The sequence below is a fragment of the Ruegeria sp. AB6 genome, assembly GCF_056542685.1.
In genome coordinates this window covers 433,804-451,512 of the sequence record NZ_JBQGAD010000001.1, presented here as the reverse complement: position 1 = coordinate 451,512, position 17,709 = coordinate 433,804, and the positions used below count along the sequence as shown (strand labels likewise).

Genomic DNA, 17,709 nt, shown 5'->3' with positions numbered 1-17,709 from the left:
CAATCGCCATTCGCGACCAATTTGGTCAGTTCACGCACTTTTTGAGAAGATAGATATCCATGATCCACCCGTGATCGGCGCGCGCATCGGCACGGGTGTCCAGAATCTGCTGCGCAACCTCAGCCAAGGGCCCCTTGATCAGAATTTCCTCTTTCATGCCCACATAAGCCCCCCACCAGATGTCATAATCTGCCATCTGAAGATGTTGGAACGAGCACTCACCATCCAACATTACCGCCACGTTTGATGCACCGTCCGGCCACCCTTCGTCGCGAATCCGCCGCCCCGTGGTCACGATGTAGGGGGCACCCAGATCGTTGATCGGAATCGCGTGGGCAGCCGTCAACGCCTGCAGCGCTGTAATGCCAGGGATCACCAGCGTCGTTGGTTGAGGGTCCAGCCGCGCCGCGATTCGCAGTGAGCTATCGTATAGCGACGGATCGCCCCAGATCAGCAGCGCCACGTGCTGTGCGCCGGGATGGGCGGCAATTGCCTCGCGCCAGCGCAGGGCGATGGCGTCGTGCCATTCATCCACTCCGCGCAGATACCCGTCATCGGACCGGCGCTTGGGGATGTCGAAATAGGCGATCTGCGGCGGCGTGTCGGTGACCTGCGCAATGATTTCTTCGCGCAGCCCGGCCAGATCGGCCTTGTTCTCGCCCTTGCGAGGGATCAGGATCAGGTCCGCCGCGCGGATCGCCTGCGCGCCCTGAAAGGTCACGTGGTCAGGGTTTCCGGTGCCGATACCGATCAGGGTCAGGTCAAACATCGTCAAGCTCTGCCAGCGGGCCATAAAGGATCAGCGCCGGGGCGGTTCCGATTTCTTCAGCCAGCTTTTCGGATAGCGCGCCCACTGTGCTGCGATGCAGCTTTTGCTCGGGGGTCGAGACGGATTCGGCCATCAGTGCAGGCGTTTCCAGCGGCAGGCCATGGGCGTGCAGGGTCTCAACCAGCAGGGGGAAGGTGCGCTTGCCCATGAAAACGACGGTGGTCGCATCCGGGTCGGCCAAAGCGGGCAGGTTCAGGTCCTTGGGCAGTTTGCCGCTGACATCATGGCCGGTGACAAACTGCACCCGCCGCGCGGTCAGCCTGCGGGTCAGTGGGATGCCAGCCGCCGCCGCTGCCGCCACGGCCGAGGGGATGCCGGGGATGATCTCATACTCGATCCCAGCCGCGCGCAGGGCCACCAGTTCTTCCTCCAGACGTCCGAACATGCCGCCATCGCCGGATTTCAACCGCACGACCCGCTGGCCTGTTTGCGCATATTCCACCAGCAACCGGCTGACATGGTCCTGTTTAGGCGAAGGGCGACCCGCCCGTTTACCCACGCCCACCAGATCGGCATCCTCGCGTGCATGGGTTAAGATCGGCCCGCTGCTGAGGTCATCAAACAGCACCGCATCCGCCTTTTGCATCCGGTCCACGGCCTTTAGCGTCAACAACTCCGGATCGCCCGGACCCGACCCGATGAACGAGACAAACCCACTCATACTGAGGCCTCCGCGATCAGGTGAAAGAACGTGCCGGTCACATTGCCGCGCACCGATCCGGTCTGCGGCCCTTCGGCCCCTTCAGCGTCAAACACACGGGCCAAAGGCGCGTCGGGTTGCTCGATGATCGAGGAATAGTGGAACTCATGCCCCCGCAGGCCCGTGCCTACGGCAAAGCCGGGCATGGGGGCCAGCAGCTCGGCCCGGCGATACCCCAGATTGAACTTGCGCTTCTCGTAAGATGTCACCAGCCCCAACAACCCGGCCATCTGATGCGAGACACCCTCTTTGTCGACCAGCGCCTGTCCCAGCGCCATATACCCCCCGCATTCGCCATGCACGGGTTTGGTCTGCGCATGTTTCCGCAACCCCTCCTGAAAACTCGATGCAGCGGCCAGAGTGCCTGCATGCAGTTCAGGATATCCGCCCGGCAACCAAACCAGATCGGCATCCGCAGCCGGGGCTTCATTGGCCAAGGGCGAGAAGGGCAACACCTCGGCCCCTGCCGCGCGCCAACCTTCCAGCAAATGCGGATAGGTGAACGAAAACGCTGCATCGCGGGCCAGAGCGATCCGTTGCGCCGGGGGCCGCGGCAGCGCGGCGGACGATGGCCCATTCGGGCCTGAGGATGCCGCCCGCTTGATCGCCTCAAGATCGACATGCTCGCGCAGGAACGCAGCATAGCCGACAATTGCGCTTTCCAGGTCGGGGTGTTCGACAGCCTGGATCAGACCCAGATGCCGCTCGGGCAGGGTTAGGTCGCCGCGCCGGGGCAACACGCCCAGAACCGGCAGGCCCGCGCGCTCCATCCCCAGCCGCGTCAACCGCTCATGCCGGGGGCTGGCGCAGCGGTTCAGGATCACGCCGGCAAAGGGCAGATCGGGGTTATACATCTTGAACCCCAAAGCCGTCGCTGCCGCCGACTGCGCCTGACCGCCCACATCCAGTACCAGCACCACCGGCCAGCCCATGCGCTGCGCCGTCTCTGCACTCGAGCCATAGCCCAGCTCTCCGGGTTTGGCGACGCCGTCGTACAGCCCCATTGAGCCCTCGGCGACCACGATATCCGCGCCTTCGGCCTGTGCAGAAATGGCGTCCAACAGAGGCTCTCTCATGGCCCAGCTGTCCAAATTGAACGAGGCACGCCCCGCAGCCGCCCGGTGAAAGGCCGGGTCGATATAATCTGGTCCGCTTTTAAAAGGCTGAACGGTCAGCCCATCCTCGGCCAGCGCACGTAATAAGCCCAGCATGACCGTGGTCTTGCCGGTGCCCGAGGACGGTGCAGAAATCAGAAGGCCCGGAGGGTTAGTCATCGCGTCATTCATCCTCGGGGCTCCAGCTGGACCACGGGCTGTCGGCGCTTTGCGGGCGATAGCGGCGGTCGTAATCCTTGGAATACAGACAGCTTTCGTCGAACCCTTCCCCCGCAAGCGCTGGGCCGACCATGATCAGCGCGGTGCGGGCGATGCCGTCGTCCAGCGCGTCTTTCAGCGTCTCCAGCGTTGCACGGATGATGCGTTCATCGGGCCAGCTGGCGCGATAGACAACGGCCACCGGGCAATCGGCACCATAGGCCGGGGTCAGATCAGCGATGACCTTGTCCAGATTGCCGATCGACAGGTGAATGGCCAGCGTTGCGCCGGTGCGGGCGAAGTTCTCAAGCGTTTCACCCTCGGGCATCGAAGACGCGCGGCCCGGCGTGCGGGTCAGCACCACCGATTGCGCGAGGCCGGGTAGTGTCAGTTCCATGCCCAAGGCCGCGGCTGCCGCGGCAAAGGACGGCACGCCGGGCGTGACGCTGACCGGGATACCCATCTCTTTCAACCGGCGGATTTGTTCGCCCATGGCCGACCAGACCGACAGATCGCCCGAATGCAGGCGGGCCACATCCTGACCAGCCTTATGGGCGGCATCGATCTCGGCCATGATCTGATCCAGATCCATCGGCGCGGTGTTGATGATCTTGGCTCCCTCGGGGCAGTGGCCAAGGATTTCCTCGGGCACCAGCGAGCCCGCATAGAGGCACACGGGACAGGACGCGATGATATCGCGCCCGCGCAGGGTCAGCAGGTCGGCAGCGCCCGGTCCGGCGCCGATGAAATGAACTGTCATTTTTGTCCTCCGATGGCAATAGCGCAAGTGGCCAGCCGGTCGTCTGATATCTGTCGTGGTGATAGCAGCCGCGCGCCAGATCCAGCGGCGGCAAGGGCGGATGCTTCGGCCACACTGCCGGTGCCATAACTGGCGCGGCTGCGGGGCGAGCAGGTGAGCGTGCGCTGCCCGGCCAGATCGGCGGGCGCGATGAAATGCAGGGGCAGGGCGGTTACGGCTGCGAATTCTGCAAGCGCAGCATGGCCCTCTTTGTCTGCGACGGTCGCCAAGGCGCTGACGGGGTGGTCAGAGGCGGCAGCCGCAAAGGCCGCGCGCAGACTGTCCACCGTCGCGGCGGAGGAAAAGCCAAGGCCCGCGACGATCATAGCGTGACGCTCCACTGCACCACCGGATAGCCGGATTTCCAACCCCGGCGCGGCCCCAATGGCGCAGCCTGCGCCAATTCAATCCGCAAAAGATCGCCGCCGCGTTTCTCATGCCACTGCGCCAGCAACGCCTCGCTCTCCAGTGTCACTGCATTGGCGACTAAGCGGGTACCAGCGGGCAAAGTGGCATACAGCCAGTCCAGCAGCGCGGCGCTTAGACCTCCACCGATGAACACCACATCCGGCAGGGACAACCCGTCCAGCGCATCGGGCGCAGTGCCGTGGATGACGGTCAGCCGATCCTGACCCAGCGCATCGGCATTGCGACGAATCCGCTCGGCCCGGTCCGCGCGGGGTTCAATCGTGGTGGCCGTGAGGGTCGGATCGCACATCAACCACTCGATACTGATCGAGCCGGAGCCGCCTCCGATATCCCACAGATGCTCACCGCGATGCGGGGCCAGCGCTGACAGGGTCAGGGCGCGGACAGGGCGTTTGGTGATCTGGCCGTCGGTCTCGAATATCTCATCCGGCTTGCCTGAGGATTTGGGCAGCGCGCGACCCTCGCCTGCGACTTCAAGCGCGACGCAGACCGGGTGATCGAACCCGCCCAGCAGCGCCTCGGTCAGGGACACACTGCGGGAACGTTCACGAGGGCCGCCGAGCGCCTCCATCACGTGCAGGCGGGTGTCGGCAAAGCCGGTTTCGGTCAGGTAGGTCGCCAGTTCCGTCACCGCAGCCCCGTTGCGCAGCAACAGAATGGCGCGCAGGCCTGGCGACAGATGCGGTCGCAGCCGCGTCAGGGGGGCGGCGTGCAGGCCGAAAGTCAGCGTCGCCTCCAGCGGCCAGCCCAGCCGCGCGGCGGCCAAGGAAAAGGTTGACTGGCCGGGCAGGGCGGTCCATTCCCCAGCCTCGAAATTGCGCGCGATGACCGATCCGGCACCAAACCAGAACGGATCGCCCGAGGCCAGCACGACAGTGGGTCGCCCCCGGAACCCCGTCAGCACGGGCAGCCCGTCGGCAAAAGGCACCGGCCATTCGACCCGCCGGGCCTGGCTGTCGGGGATCAGCGACAGGTGGCGCGGCGGGCCCATGATGATTTCAGCGCGGGCCAGCACTTGACGGCTTGTGGGTGACAGGCCATCAAGCCCATCCTCACCCAGGCCCAGAACGGTCAGCCACGGAGTTTCATGCATGACACACCTCCTGATCCTTGGCGGCACGACAGAGGCCAACGCCCTGGCTAAAACCGTGGCCGAACGGGGCATCCAAGCGACCTATTCCTATGCGGGCCGCGTTGATAACCCGCGCCCGCAGCCGTTGCCGATGCGCGTGGGCGGGTTCGGAGGCGTGGACGGCCTGACCACCTACCTGCGCGATCACGCGATCACCCACGTGATCGACGCCACGCACCCCTTTGCCGCCCAGATGAGCGCCAACGCGGTGGCCGCCTGCCATAAGGCCGACGTGCCTCTGGCCGCGCTGACCCGCCCGGCATGGGTGGAACAGGATGGGGACGACTGGCAGCATGTTCCGGATATCGACGGCGCGGTGGCCGCCCTGTCCGCCGCGCCACAGCGGGTGTTTCTGGCCGTGGGCCGGATGCATCTTGAGGAGTTCGCCACCCAGCCTCAGCATCGTTACTTGTTGCGGCTGGTCGATGAACCGGGTGCTCTGCCGTTGCCGAACTGCGACGTGGTTGTCTCGCGCGGGCCATTCACTCTGGCCGACGATCAGGCGCTGATGCAGCGCCATGGGATCCAGTTGGTCGTGTCCAAGAACGCGGGCGGCGTTGGCGCGCGGGCCAAGCTGGACGCGGCGCGGGCGCTGAGCCTGCCGGTGCTGATGATCGACCGTCCGGCCCTGCCGCAGCGGGTCGAGATGTCGAGCGTTGCTCAGGTTCTGGACTGGCTGGTTCATACCTGATCCTTGGCCGGTGTGAACCTCGGCGTGTAGACGATGGGCGCGCCGTCGCGCTCGATCACGCGGGTGCGGGACGAGCCGACGATGACCACCGTCTGCATATCCGCCATCTCGGGCGTGGCCTCGGCCAGTGTCGAAATCCGAATGGCCTCATCGGCGCGCGACACGGCGCGGGCGAACAGGATCAGCCGTTCGGGCTCGCATTCCTCGCGCAGGATTTCCAACGTTTTAACAAAGCCTTCCGGGCGGGACTTTGAGCGCGGATTGTAAAACGCCATTGAGAAATCCGCTTGTGCCGCCAGCCGCAGACGCTTTTCGATCAAGGACCACGGCTTGAGGTTGTCACTCAGGTTGATGGCGCAGAAATCATGCCCCATAGGTGCGCCGGCACGGGCCGAGGCCGCCAGCATCGCCGTGATCCCCGGCAGCACATCAATCTGGATATTGCGCCACTCGGGCGGGCCATCCTCCAACGTCTCAAACACCGCGGCCGCCATCGCAAACACACCGGGGTCGCCCGAGGACACCACGACCACGCGCTTGCCCTCGGCCGCCATTTGCAACGCGTGCTGCGAGCGGTCGATCTCGACCCGGTTGTCACTGGCGTGCAGCGTCAAGCCTTCGCGTTCAGCCACGCGGGCAACATAGGGGATATAGCCGACCACGTCCGTGGCCTCGGCCAAAGCGGCAGTCACCTCGGGCGTCACCAGCGCATCATCCCCTGGTCCAAGACCGGCGATCTTGACCCAGCCGCTCATGGCCTGCGCCCCTGACCGTGCACGATGATGATCGAGAAATAGGGTGTGACCTTTTCACAAGCCTCAGACAGTTTCGTCACCGTCTGGTTCGGCATTTGCGCAAATTCCACAATCCACGCGCGGTCATAGAGGCCCGCCGTCTTCAGCGCGCGCTTCACCTTGTCGATATTGCGCCCGATCTTCATTACGACCAGCGCGTCGGTCTGTGCCATGCGTTGTGCCAGATCGTCCTCGGGCAGAGTACCCACTAGTACGGTCAGCACGTCATCGCCCCAAGTGATAGGGTCTCCGGTCGCTGTCCAGGCACCCGACATGCCGGTAATGGCGGGCACGACCTCGACATCAGATTTGTCGCGCAACCGGTTGTAAAGATGCATGAAAGAACCGTAGAAGAACGGATCACCTTCGCACAAGACCACCACGTCTTCGCCCTTTTCGGACAGAGCCTTCAGATGTGCTGCGCAGTCTTCGTAAAACGCCGAGAGCAGCTCGTTATAGCGCGGATCGCTCACTGGGATCTCGGTCGTGACCGGATACTCCATTGCAAATTCGACGGCACCTTCGGGGATCATGCCATTGACGATTTTACGCGCCTGTCCGCTGCGGCCTGGTTTGCGGAAAAACGCCACGTGGCGCGCGTTGCGCAATAGGCGGTCGGCCCGGACGCTCATCAGGTCGGGATCACCGGGGCCAAGGCCCACGCCATAGATGGTGCCGCTCATTCCGCACGGCTCGCGATGGCGTTGACGGCGGCGACGGTGATGGCGCTGCCGCCCAGACGGCCCTTGACGATGCAGGATGGCACCGGCTGTGCCTCCCACAGGGCGTCTTTGGATTCGACCGCGCCGACAAAGCCCACAGGGCAGCCGATGATGGCGGCGGGGCGCGGGCAATCGGGGTCTTCCAGCATGTTCAACAGGTGGAACAGAGCGGTGGGTGCGTTGCCAATGGCGACAAGGGCGCCTTCCAGATGCGGGCGCCACAGTTCCAACGCGGCGGCTGAGCGCGTGTTGCTCATCTCAGCCGCCAGGGGGCGTACGCGTTCGTCATGCAGGGTGCAGATCACCTCATTGTCGGCGGGCAGGCGAAAGCGGGTCACGCCCTCGCTGACCATGCGCGCATCGCACAGGATCGGCGCGCCAGCTTCCATTGCGGTACGGGCAGCGGTTACAAAACCGGGCGAGAAATGGACGAATTCCTCAAGCCCGACCATGCCAGCGGCGTGGATCATGCGGACAGCGACCTGTTCCTCGTCGGCGTCGAACCGAGCCAGATCAGCCTCGGACCGGATGGTGGCAAAGCTCTCCTTGTAGATCGCCGCGCCATCGGTTTCGTAAGTGTAGGGCATCAGGTGAAGTCCATATTCATCAGTGTTTCTTCGGTCAGGCCGGTCTGGCAGGGCTCATCCCCTGCCCGGCCCTGTTTGACAAGATCAAATCGTCCGGCATTGCCGATCAGGGTTACATCGGCCGGACCCATGCGGGCGCATCCTTTGCTACACCCTGAGACATGGAGGCTGCCGGGGATGCGTGCTGCCAAAGCACGGGCAATGTCGCGGGTTTCCGCCTGCGCTTGCGGGCAATATGGCGCGCCGGGGCAGGCGTCGGTGGTCATCAGCGGGTCGGTGCCGTCTGTGACAAAGGCCGGGGCGGGTATGGCTGCCCCGCCTTCCAACAGGATCAAGCGCCACGGGGTGACCCGTAAGGCAACGGCCCTGCTTTGCGCGATCAGGTCTTTCAGGGCGCGCACAGGCAGTTGCCCAAAGGCTGCACCATAGAGCGTCCCCTGATCGCAGAGTCCGGGTTGCAGCGGGGTGCCCACCGGGCCCGGTGTCGTTCCTTGACACTCCGGCGGCAAGTTCGAGACCACGCGGGCCATGCGCCTGCTCTCGGGCGTGTAGTTTTGGGAGAACCATGCGGCCAAGGCGATCAGCAGGTCGATGGCTTCCGATTCTTGGACCAAACGTCCGGTGTTTGCCCCATCAGCGCGCAAGATCAAACCCTCTGGGCTTGTTTCCAGCCGGATATCGGCTGAATCCCCAGCCAGCAGGCGCTCAGGTCCAGTGTCGATGGCAAAGCCGAACTTGGCGGGCAGTGCGGGCAGTTCGGCCAGCCGGTCAATAAGCTCTAGTGCCAGCCGAGCGGTCAGGTCTCCGGATTGGTACAGAGGTGAGACCAGAATGTTGCGGCGCACCTCGATCCCCGGCTCGGCGTCCAGCAGGTTCAGCGCGGCCAGTTCGGCCAGCAGGGATTGATGATCCGCCTCGGCCACGCCCCGCAGCTGCAGGTTGGCGCGGTTGGTCAGGTCGATGGTGCCATTGCCAAAGTGTTCCGCCAGATCGCACAGACCTAAGGCCTGCTCAGCTGTCAGACGAGCCAGCCGAGGCCGCACCCGCACCACCAGCCCATCGCCCGACATCATCGGACGGTGCGCGCCGGGGCACCAACCCTGTACGATGGGGGCGCTCATCCCAGCCCCTCCAGATCGGCGCGAATCGAGTTGCGGCGTGTGTTCCAAAGCCCCGCCTCAAGCAAAGCGCGGAACCGGTCCTGCATGGCCTGATGCGCTTTAGGGTTGGCCTCGGCCAGAAAGGCGTCGACCTCAGCGTCGCCCAGCGTGGCATCGTGGTAAAGGTCGAAAAGGTGCGGCGCGACTGTGCCTGACAGATGCGCGAAGGATGCCATATGATCCAGCGTCGCGGCGATCTCGGCTGCACCCCGGAAGCCATGGCGTTGCATCCCGGCGATCCAGCCGGGGTTGGCGGCGCGGGCGTGGACCACGCGGCTGATCTCTTCGGGCAGGGTGCGCGCGCGCGGGGTGTCGGGGTTGGTATTGTCCAGATGATACAGCTGCGCCGTGCCGCCTGTGATCTTCTTGGCGGCGGCGAACCCAGCCTCATGAGTGGCGTAATCATTGGCCAACAGCAAGTCGGTTTCGGTCAAATCCTGCAGGTGAACAAAGCTGTCGGCATTGGCGACGCGCTGCGTGATCCCGTCCTTGTCCTGCGCGATGTGCTCGCCCTCCAACGCGTAAGAGCTTGCATCCAGCCATGCCTCACCCGCCTGCGCGCGCGCCTCGTCAGTGTAGATTTCGGACAATTGCGTCATGTTCACGCCATAGCTGCCGGGGGCGGGACCATAGACGCGGGCGGCGGGCTCCTGACCGGCATAGGGGTTCCAGTCGGCCGCCTCATCGCGCGCCGACAAGGCCCGGATCGCCTGACCGTATAGCGCCGATAGCGTCGGAAACACGTCGCGGAACAGGCCCGAGACCCGCAGCGTCACATCCAGACGCGGGCGGCTGAGGTCGGTGATGGGCAGAACCTCGATGCCTGAGACCCGCTCTGACCCCTTGTCCCAGACGGGTTTGACGCCCAGCAGGTGCAGCGCCATGGCGAATTCCTCACCCGCTGTGCGCATGGTGGCCGAGCCCCAGAGATCAACGATCAGCCCTTTGGGATAGTCGCCTTCCTCTTGCAGGTGACGCCGCACCAGTTCTTCGGCCAGTTTCACGCCTTGGCTATAGGCCGCGCGCGTGGGCACGGATCGTGGGTCGGTGGTATAAAGGTTCCGCCCGGTAGGCAGTACGTCCGAGCGGCCACGATAGGGCGAACCGGATGGCCCGGCCTCGATCCGCTTTCCGGCTAGTGCGTCGATTAGGGCGTTGCGTTCAGACTGGGCGGAAGGCGCGGGGTCGAAATTGCCGGTCACTTCTGGCACCCGGCCAAAGATGTGCAGCCCGTCGCCGAACTGGCTTTCCTTGATGTCACAGACAATGCGGTCGATGCGGGTGATCGCCTCGGCGGTGCAGGTGGCCTGATCCAGACCCAGATCGCTTTCCAGCCCGATGGCCTGAGCCTCATTCCGGATATCCTCTTGCAAACGGTCGCGGCGCTTGGGGTCCAGACCATCGGCGTTCGAGAATTCGTCCAGCAGGGACTCCAGCCGTACCATCCGATCCGGTGTACCGCTTTCTTTCAAAGCGGGCGGGATGTGGCCCAGCGTGACCGCGCCGATCCGGCGCTTGGCTTGCGCCGCCTCGCCGGGGTCATTGACGATGAAGGGGTAGATCACTGGCAGGTCGCGGATCAGCGCCTCGGGCCAGCAACCGGCTGAGAGCGCCACGGATTTGCCGGGCAGCCATTCCAACGTGCCATGGGCTCCGATGTGGATCAGCGCATCGGCATTCAAGCTTTTACGCAGCCAAAGGTAAAAGGCGACATAGCTGTGGCGCGGGGTGCGCGACAGGTCATGATAGTCGTCATCGCGTAGCTCGGGCGTGCCGCGTTCAGGTTGCAAGGCGACCAGAGCCTTGCCCCGACGCAGGGCGGTGAAGTGAAAGGCACCATCGGTGTAAGCGGGGTCATCCTCGGGAGCGCCCCAAACCGTATGCAAGTCGGTGCGCAGCTGTTCGGGCAGGTCCGCAAGCGCGGCCTGATACTCGGCCAGCGGCCATGCGATCCGGGCGTTCAGCAGCGTATCAGCGATTGGTTTGGCAGGGGCGGTATCATAGCCCCCGGCTTGCAGGTCGGACAGCATCGCCTCAGCCGAGGCCAGCGCGTCGAGGCCCACCGCATGGGCCATCTGCCAGTCCTTGCCCGGATAAGTGGACAGCACCAGCGCGGGCACGTGATAGGCTTTGGGTTTGTCCTGAAGGTTCAGCCAGCCGGTGACACGGTCGAGGATGGCCTCGATCCGTTCCTCCTCGGCCCGGTGGGCAAAGCGGGAATATTCCAGATGCGGGTCGCGTTTGCCCGGCTCCTTGAACGAGGCGATGCCCGCTGAAATCCGCCCGTCCACCTCGGGCAGCACCACATGCATGGCGAGGTCGGCGGGGGAGAGGCCGCGTTCCGCCTCGGCCCACGCCTTGCGGCGCGAAGTGGCCAGTGCGACCTGGAAGACGGGCACATTTGCAGCGTCCAAAGGCGAGGTACCCGACGCGCCTTTGCCCGAGAAGGACGTGGCGTTGATGATCGCGGACGGGGCCAGCGATACGATGGTGTCGCGCAGCCAGTCGGCGGCGGATGGCGCTTTCAGGGAAGGGGCGAACAGGCCCACGGCCTGAAAGCCGCGCGCGCGCAGGCTACGGATCAGGGCGGCCACGGGGGCTGTGTCGGCCGAGGTCAGGTAAGCGCGGTAGAAACTGACCACGACGCGTTTTGAGTCACCGGAAAACGCCTGTTCCGCCGGAATCACTCCGCGATCGGGGCACCATGCGCCGCAGTCGGGCAGGGACTTGGCACCCATCACCGGACCCGCATAGAGCCCCGCGGCCAGTGCCATCTGTGCCAAAGCGGCTTGTGCTGCAACCTCGCCACCGGTGTCGCAAAGATGCGCCAAGCGGCGCAGGGTGGAGACGGGCAGGGTCGAATAGTCATCCAGCCGCGTATCCTCGCGCCCGTCGGCAGGCAGCACGGCCACAGCAATCCCTTTGGTCTGCGCAAGCGATAGAACCTGCTGCAGTCCGTAGGACCAATAGGGCACCCCGCCGATCAGGCGGATCAGGATGCCTTTAGCGCCCTCCAACGTCTGTTCCACATAGGTGTCAACGGACAGAGGGTGTTTCAGCGCCGTCAGATTGGCCAGTCGCAGGGTTGGCATCCGACCGTCAGGCCCACCACCGCGATGCCAGCCTGCCGCGAAAGCACCAAGGTCGCTGTCCGAAAATGACAGCACCACCAGATCCGCCGGGCTCTGGCCCAGATCGGTTGGGGTTTCAGATTCCTCTAACCCGTGGCTTTCGCGGAAGACGACGTGCATGGTTTACTCTGTGCTTACTCGGCGGCTTCGGTGACGCCCGCGAGGATTTCGCGGATTTCAGCCTCTTTGATATCGTCATGCTCGGCAATAACCACCAGACGCGAACGGCGCTCTTCGCCGGGCTCCCACGGACGGTCATACTGATGACGCACGCGCGCGCCCACAGCCTGGACCAGCAGGCGCATTGGCTTGCCCTGAACAGCGGCATAGCCTTTGACGCGCAGGATGTTCAGTTCTTTGGCAAGACGTTCGATTTTCGCGACCAGATCGGCCGGGTCGGTCTGTTCCGGCAGTTCGACGATGATGCTTTCGAAATCATCGTGCTCGTGATCATGGTGGCCATCGTGATGGCTGGGCCGAGCCTCCATGTCATCCTCGGCGGCAGCCTCAAGACCCAGCACGACGCGCACGTCCACAACGCCTTCGGCCACTTCGACGACCGGCAGAGGGCGCGGGGCCTCTGCGGCGATGATCTCTTTGGCTTTGGCGACACCTTCGGGGCCGGCCAGATCAGGCTTGGTCAGCAGGATGATGTCGGCACAGGAGATCTGATCCTCGAACACCTCGGACAGCGGCGTTTCGTGGTCGATGGAGTCGTCGGCCAGACGCTGGGCATCCACCGCCGCGACATTCGGGGCAAAGCGACCGGCGGCAACGGCCTCGGCGTCGGCCAGCGCGATCACGCCGTCAACGGTGATCTTGGATCGGATATCGGGCCAGTCGAACGCTTTCAGCAGCGGCTTGGGCAGCGCCAAACCGGAGGTTTCGATCAGGATATGCTCGGGGCGCGGCTCCAGCGCCATCAGCGCCTCGATCGTGGGGATGAAATCATCGGCCACCGTGCAGCAGATGCAGCCATTGGCCAGTTCCATGATGTTTTCCGCCGGGCAATCGGGAATGGCGCAGGATTTCAGGATATCGCCGTCCACGCCGACATCGCCAAACTCGTTGACCACAACGGCCAGACGCTTGCCCTGCGGGTTCTGCATCAGGTGCCGCACCAGCGTGGTCTTGCCCGAGCCCAGAAAGCCGGTGATCACAGTAACGGGGAGTTTTTCGAGGGTGGACATGTCAGGCTCCAATCGGGGGAATGCGCGAGGCGCAGTTTTTGCGGAAATGTTCGGGGCGCTCGCGCCATTTGACCAAGCCGTCTTCGGTGGCCAGATACTTGGTCGCGCCGTCGACGATCACGTCGACATGATCGACTTCGTTCAGGTTCTCATAAACAAAGGTCCAGCGCTCGGGTCCGCCGCGCAGAACGATGGAACAGCCCTGATCGCAATTCGACAGGCATTCGACGGCTCTCAGCGTTACGCCTTCGGGCAGATCGGCCTGTTCCAGCGCCTTGTGCAACAACGTGCCGGGGCGGTCTGCGTCATCTTCAACAGGTAGGCCGCGGCGGCAGGTGGTGCAAACCAGCAGCTCGACCGGAGCGGTCTCGGTCATGTCTCTCATCCCCCCAAATCCTCATCGTGGGGGACGGGGTTTCAAGCGGGTCGCATTTGACCCGACACCGGAACACCCCGTCCGGTTTCAATCGCGGGTGCTGGCAGGTCTCCCGGCTTGCGGATGTCAGGGCAATTGCCCTGTCGGATGTCCCGCCTTCCCGGCCTGTTTGGCCAGTGGCTTGGGCACCCTCTCCGGTCACGGTCGCGGGGGCGGCTGCGTTTGGCGGATGATCCGTTGACGCATTCCCTTTTCATCCTCGTGCAGAGGACACCAACGGATCGGACATGCGGCACCGGGCAGGGGCTTGTCAAGCGAGTCGCAAGCATCTGTGAAGCAACGGTGGAAAAGCGACCTGTAAGCGTCGCTGGGCGGCATGACGAAGCCCGCAACCCCGTGCTGCCATGACCGAAACGGCGCAAACAGGGAGACGTGTCGCATGAGAGTGGGCTTTATCGGACTGGGCAATGTGGGCGGCAAACTGTCCGGGTCTTTGCTGCGCAACGGGATCGACCTGACGGTGCACGATCTGAACCCTGATCTGGTCGCGGGCTTCGTGGCGCAGGGGGCCAAGGCCGCCGAAAGCCCGGCCCAGCTGATGCGCGATTGCGACGCGGTGATCACCTGTCTGCCATCGCCTGCTGCCTCGGACGCCGTGATGCAGGAGATGCTGCCCGATGTCGGCCCCGGCAAGATCTGGATGGAGATGTCCACCACCGACGAGGCCGAGGTCAAGCGGCTGGGTGCGCAGGTCATCGAACGCGGAGGGGCGGCAGTCGACTGCCCCGTCTCGGGCGGGTGCCATAGGGCGGCGACGGGCAATATCTCGATCTTCGCGGGCTGCGACCGCGCGACGTTCGAACGTATCCTGCCCTTTCTGACCACGATGGGCCGCCGCGTGCTGCACACGGGCGCGTTGGGCTCGGCCTCGGTGCTTAAGGTGCTGACCAACTACCTGGCGACTGCAAACCTGATTACCTGCGCTGAAGCGCTCGTGACCGCCAAGGCCGCCGGGATGGACTTGAACACGACCTATGAGGCGATCAAGATTTCATCAGGTACGTCCTTTGTGCATGAGACCGAAAGCCAGGTGATCCTGAACGGATCACGCGACATTTCCTTTACGATGGACCTTGTGAAAAAGGATATCGGGCTGTTTCAGGACGTCGCTGACCGCGCCGGTGTACCGCTGGAGATCAACCCGGTCATGATCCAGATTTTCGAGGACGGAATTGCCCGCTATGGCGAGCGTGAATTGTCTCCCAACATCATCCGACGTCTGGAGGATGCAACCGGTCTAGACATCACAGCCTCCGGTTTTCCGCCCGAGATGGAGGACGACGAACCGGAAGAGCCCGGGTACGAGGTCATCCCTCAGGGGCGTGGGGCCGAATGACGCAAGCCGCGCGTCAGTGGAATAGTCTGTTTTGTAGAGAGAGTGGAGGCGAGTACCGGAATCGAGATTTATAATAAAAATATAATAAAAACAATATATTGAATGCTTCATATCCTCCTCAATATCCGCAATTTATCCTCCGTTTTGCGTGGTTTTTTGGGTTTGAGAGCCAATGCAAGGACTTCTTGGCTGGTCAATTTCTGAGCGCGGCCTTGCCAAGCTGATTTCTTGGGTTGGTCCAGTTTACTTCCCGCGTTCAAACCACTAACGGTGGTCCACAGATTTTATTGAGGTCAAAAGTTGCGGAAAGCAGGATTTCGCTGGCGGAAATGGCACCGCATTCGAGCAAAAAACGAGTTCAAACGAACCCAAAAAACATCCAGTTCCGAGGCGGGCTATTCGACGGTTCCACTTTGGGCGAACAGGTCGCGGAACTTAGATAACTACTACAATAAGTATGTCAGGATATGGCAAGGCGGTCAGGAACAAACCGCGATCTGTACGCGGCAACCAAGGGATGCCCCTCAAAACCTGTGCTTTCGAACGAACCTGTTAGAAACAACACAGTTTTTCGACCAAATCCGCAGGAGTTTTGTGATTGCCATAAACCGGAAAAAGGGTGGTTTTGTAAGACGCCCATCCAAACGCGGACCTCCGCGCATATCCGGCTATGCTGACTTCTCGAAGATCGACAGTATCTCGATGGCTGCCGCAGTTGTATTGGCGGCTGACTATGACCGCCTTAAGCACTTTTTGAATGAAGTACCCCCGACGATAAATCTAAGGGATTGGGACCCTGTAGTCGTGACACGGCTGCACCAATTGGGGTTCTTTAATATCCTAGGACATGCGCCTGATCCTCACCTCCTTGTGCAGGATGGGGATTTTTTGTTGATGAGAATCATCCGATCCCAAAACTGTGAAACGCTCGCTCAAGTTGACGACGCGCTCATGGAATTAGGTCGGTTTGTATCGCCAAATGGCCGCAGCCTGGATGCCAAAATTACCCATACGTTGTCCATAATCAGCGAGGTCATGTCCAACGTCACGCAACATGCTTACCATCCCGAGGTCGATTTCAAGTATAACCACCTAAGTAGTTTTTGGGTTTCAGCAGAAGCAGATAGAGCAGAAAGTTCACTAAGAATTGTGCTTTATGATCAAGGAGCCACCATACCTATCACCTATCCAAGAATCGACAGAACTGATATAGTCAAAACGTATTTTAGACGCGCTCTGAGGAGAGATCGTTCGTTTGACTATGTCGATGACGGTACCTATATCAGGGCAGCGCTTAGGTATGGCGGTTCGCGTACGGACGAAGACTATCGTGGAAAGGGGTTTCCTCAAATGAGTGATCTTCTGGACACTTTGGGCGGAGGAGAGTTGCGAATTTTCAGCCGTGGCGGTTGGTGCGCCCGTGGGCGTAACGGAAAGATTACTTCTGGGAGTCATCCTTGTTCCATAGGTGGGACATTGGTTGAGTGGAAAATTGAACTTTAGACGATGAGCGAAGTCACTATGACAATAGACATTGCAAATGAATTTTCCCGCTATCCGGCAGGGCGAGTGCCTTCTGATGGCCCTGACAACGGTGAGAGATTTCGCGAAGAGATACTCGTTCCCAGATTGACGACAGCCCTGCAAAGCGGAAGCGTGGAGAGCGTCGTTGTGGATATCGACGGTTGCAGAGCTTTTGGATCATCGTTTCTCGAAGAGGCTTTTGGCGGCTTGGGACGTGTTCCCTCGTTCCCGTTTAAAGATGCTCTGAAAATCTTGTCGATCCAATCGACTAAGCCGCACTTGAAGATATATCATGATGCGATCATTGAGTACTTGGCAAAGGCGAAAGCTCAACACGCAGCATAGCGGTTTTCCAGAATGTTCGAAAAGATCGCGCTCACACTGATTGGCGCTGTAATCGGTTGGGTCCTCTCGTGGTACCGATACCGAGTAGCTGAAAACGCAAATCTAATAAGCGATCACATAAAGGATATCGAAAAGTTCGCCGAGGAACTCAGGCAACATTGGACCACGTCTTTCGTGGATACGGATGCTAACCAACACCGTGCCGAGATCGCCAAGATTAGGTCACTGCACACATCGATCTCCTCGTTCTACGGAGAAGCCGAATACAGGCTGGGGCTTGCCAGATATCAGAATTATCAAGTTCTTCAACTTCGCCTTTTTATGATTGGAATGGGTGGCGACTTTGAAACAATCGGACGTGATATCTGCGAAGAGACTGCTGTAGAAACGCAAAACCTGTCGTGGCAATTGATCCAGAGCTTGCGGCTAGCCCGCAGGGAACAATACGGAATTATTGCCGCCGCGCGTTCTTACGTTTCGTACTTCCGCAAAAAGGGAAAGCCAAGCTGGTAAGTCCGAAGCCGCTTTAGGTTGAAATTTGGGTCAAAAATCTGAGGGCGGTACTAATACGCGATCCTTCCCGCGATCCCC

Annotated in this window: 18 protein-coding genes and 1 riboswitch; of the genes, 5 read left to right on the top strand and 13 right to left on the bottom strand. The window is 61.9% G+C overall.

Annotation, left to right across the window (positions count from 1 at the left end):
* Positions 1-25 precede the first annotated feature (25 nt).
* From cobF to cbiE, 6 genes are read right to left on the bottom strand one after another with little or no spacing between them, the layout of a single operon-like run.
* On the bottom strand, positions 26-769 hold the full coding sequence (gene cobF, locus ACR0DB_RS02300) for a precorrin-6A synthase (deacetylating) (RefSeq protein WP_480548604.1): 744 nt from the start codon (positions 767-769) through the stop codon (positions 26-28).
* Positions 762-1,490, bottom strand: a complete 729-nt coding sequence (gene cobA, locus ACR0DB_RS02295; RefSeq protein WP_480548602.1) for a uroporphyrinogen-III C-methyltransferase — start codon at positions 1,488-1,490, stop codon at positions 762-764. Before cobA ends, cobF begins: the two co-directional genes overlap by 8 nt.
* A complete protein-coding gene (locus tag ACR0DB_RS02290; RefSeq protein ID WP_480548600.1) occupies positions 1,487-2,815 on the bottom strand; it encodes a cobyrinic acid a,c-diamide synthase CobB in 1,329 nt (442 codons plus the stop codon). Before ACR0DB_RS02290 ends, cobA begins: the two co-directional genes overlap by 4 nt.
* Positions 2,808-3,602, bottom strand: a complete 795-nt coding sequence (gene cobM / locus ACR0DB_RS02285) for a precorrin-4 C(11)-methyltransferase (protein WP_480548598.1) — start codon at positions 3,600-3,602, stop codon at positions 2,808-2,810. Before cobM ends, ACR0DB_RS02290 begins: the two co-directional genes overlap by 8 nt.
* Entirely contained in the window at positions 3,599-3,967 is a 369-nt protein-coding gene (locus ACR0DB_RS02280) for a cobalamin biosynthesis protein (protein ID WP_480548596.1), read from the bottom strand. Before ACR0DB_RS02280 ends, cobM begins: the two co-directional genes overlap by 4 nt.
* Positions 3,964-5,163 (bottom strand): precorrin-6y C5,15-methyltransferase (decarboxylating) subunit CbiE, encoded by a 1,200-nt coding sequence (cbiE, locus tag ACR0DB_RS02275; protein ID WP_480548594.1) that lies wholly within the window; start codon positions 5,161-5,163, stop codon positions 3,964-3,966. The genes ACR0DB_RS02280 and cbiE overlap by 4 nt, the downstream gene beginning before the upstream one ends.
* On the opposite strand from cbiE, the gene ACR0DB_RS02270 reads away from it, so the two are divergent.
* Positions 5,162-5,893, top strand: a complete 732-nt coding sequence (locus tag ACR0DB_RS02270; protein WP_480548592.1) for a cobalt-precorrin-6A reductase — start codon at positions 5,162-5,164, stop codon at positions 5,891-5,893. The two genes, cbiE and ACR0DB_RS02270, sit on opposite strands and share 2 nt — an antisense overlap.
* Here the strand turns inward: ACR0DB_RS02270 and cobJ are convergent.
* The 7 genes from cobJ to ACR0DB_RS02235 are packed head-to-tail and all read right to left on the bottom strand — an operon-like array spanning position 5,884 to position 13,853.
* Positions 5,884-6,648 carry a precorrin-3B C(17)-methyltransferase gene (gene cobJ / locus ACR0DB_RS02265; RefSeq protein WP_480548590.1) on the bottom strand — a complete coding sequence of 255 codons (765 nt, stop codon included), beginning with the start codon at positions 6,646-6,648 and terminating at the stop codon, positions 5,884-5,886. The two genes, ACR0DB_RS02270 and cobJ, sit on opposite strands and share 10 nt — an antisense overlap.
* A complete protein-coding gene (locus ACR0DB_RS02260) occupies positions 6,645-7,370 on the bottom strand; it encodes a precorrin-2 C(20)-methyltransferase (RefSeq protein WP_480548588.1) in 726 nt (241 codons plus the stop codon). Before ACR0DB_RS02260 ends, cobJ begins: the two co-directional genes overlap by 4 nt.
* The gene (locus ACR0DB_RS02255; RefSeq protein WP_480548586.1) at positions 7,367-7,996 is read right to left on the bottom strand and encodes a precorrin-8X methylmutase; all 630 of its coding nucleotides are present in this window, start codon (positions 7,994-7,996) and stop codon (positions 7,367-7,369) included. The genes ACR0DB_RS02260 and ACR0DB_RS02255 overlap by 4 nt, the downstream gene beginning before the upstream one ends.
* Positions 7,996-9,117, bottom strand: a complete 1,122-nt coding sequence (gene cobG, locus ACR0DB_RS02250; protein ID WP_480548584.1) for a precorrin-3B synthase — start codon at positions 9,115-9,117, stop codon at positions 7,996-7,998. The genes ACR0DB_RS02255 and cobG overlap by 1 nt, the downstream gene beginning before the upstream one ends.
* Positions 9,114-12,407, bottom strand: a complete 3,294-nt coding sequence (gene cobN, locus ACR0DB_RS02245) for a cobaltochelatase subunit CobN (protein WP_480548582.1) — start codon at positions 12,405-12,407, stop codon at positions 9,114-9,116. Before cobN ends, cobG begins: the two co-directional genes overlap by 4 nt.
* Positions 12,408-12,421: 14 nt before the next feature.
* Positions 12,422-13,477, bottom strand: coding sequence for a cobalamin biosynthesis protein CobW (gene cobW / locus ACR0DB_RS02240; RefSeq protein WP_170770244.1), 1,056 nt, complete (start codon positions 13,475-13,477; stop codon positions 12,422-12,424).
* A 1-nt stretch (position 13,478) separates the two neighbouring features.
* Positions 13,479-13,853 (bottom strand): DUF1636 family protein, encoded by a 375-nt coding sequence (locus ACR0DB_RS02235; protein ID WP_170788921.1) that lies wholly within the window; start codon positions 13,851-13,853, stop codon positions 13,479-13,481.
* Positions 13,854-13,938: 85 nt separating this feature from the next.
* Positions 13,939-14,146: riboswitch (cobalamin riboswitch) on the bottom strand.
* 146 nt (positions 14,147-14,292) lie between these two features.
* Here ACR0DB_RS02235 and ACR0DB_RS02230 point away from each other — a divergent pair.
* From ACR0DB_RS02230 to ACR0DB_RS02215, 4 genes are all read left to right on the top strand, one after another.
* Positions 14,293-15,249: an NAD(P)-dependent oxidoreductase gene (locus ACR0DB_RS02230; RefSeq protein WP_480548580.1), complete on the top strand. Its 957-nt coding sequence runs from the start codon at positions 14,293-14,295 to the stop codon at positions 15,247-15,249.
* Between the two features lie 300 nt (positions 15,250-15,549).
* Positions 15,550-16,752: a hypothetical protein gene (locus tag ACR0DB_RS02225; RefSeq protein WP_480548578.1), complete on the top strand. Its 1,203-nt coding sequence runs from the start codon at positions 15,550-15,552 to the stop codon at positions 16,750-16,752.
* Positions 16,753-16,755: 3 nt separating this feature from the next.
* A complete protein-coding gene (locus ACR0DB_RS02220) occupies positions 16,756-17,118 on the top strand; it encodes an STAS-like domain-containing protein (RefSeq protein WP_480548576.1) in 363 nt (120 codons plus the stop codon).
* 12 nt (positions 17,119-17,130) lie between these two features.
* Positions 17,131-17,631: a hypothetical protein gene (locus ACR0DB_RS02215; RefSeq protein WP_480548574.1), complete on the top strand. Its 501-nt coding sequence runs from the start codon at positions 17,131-17,133 to the stop codon at positions 17,629-17,631.
* The last annotated feature ends 78 nt before the right edge of the window (positions 17,632-17,709 follow it).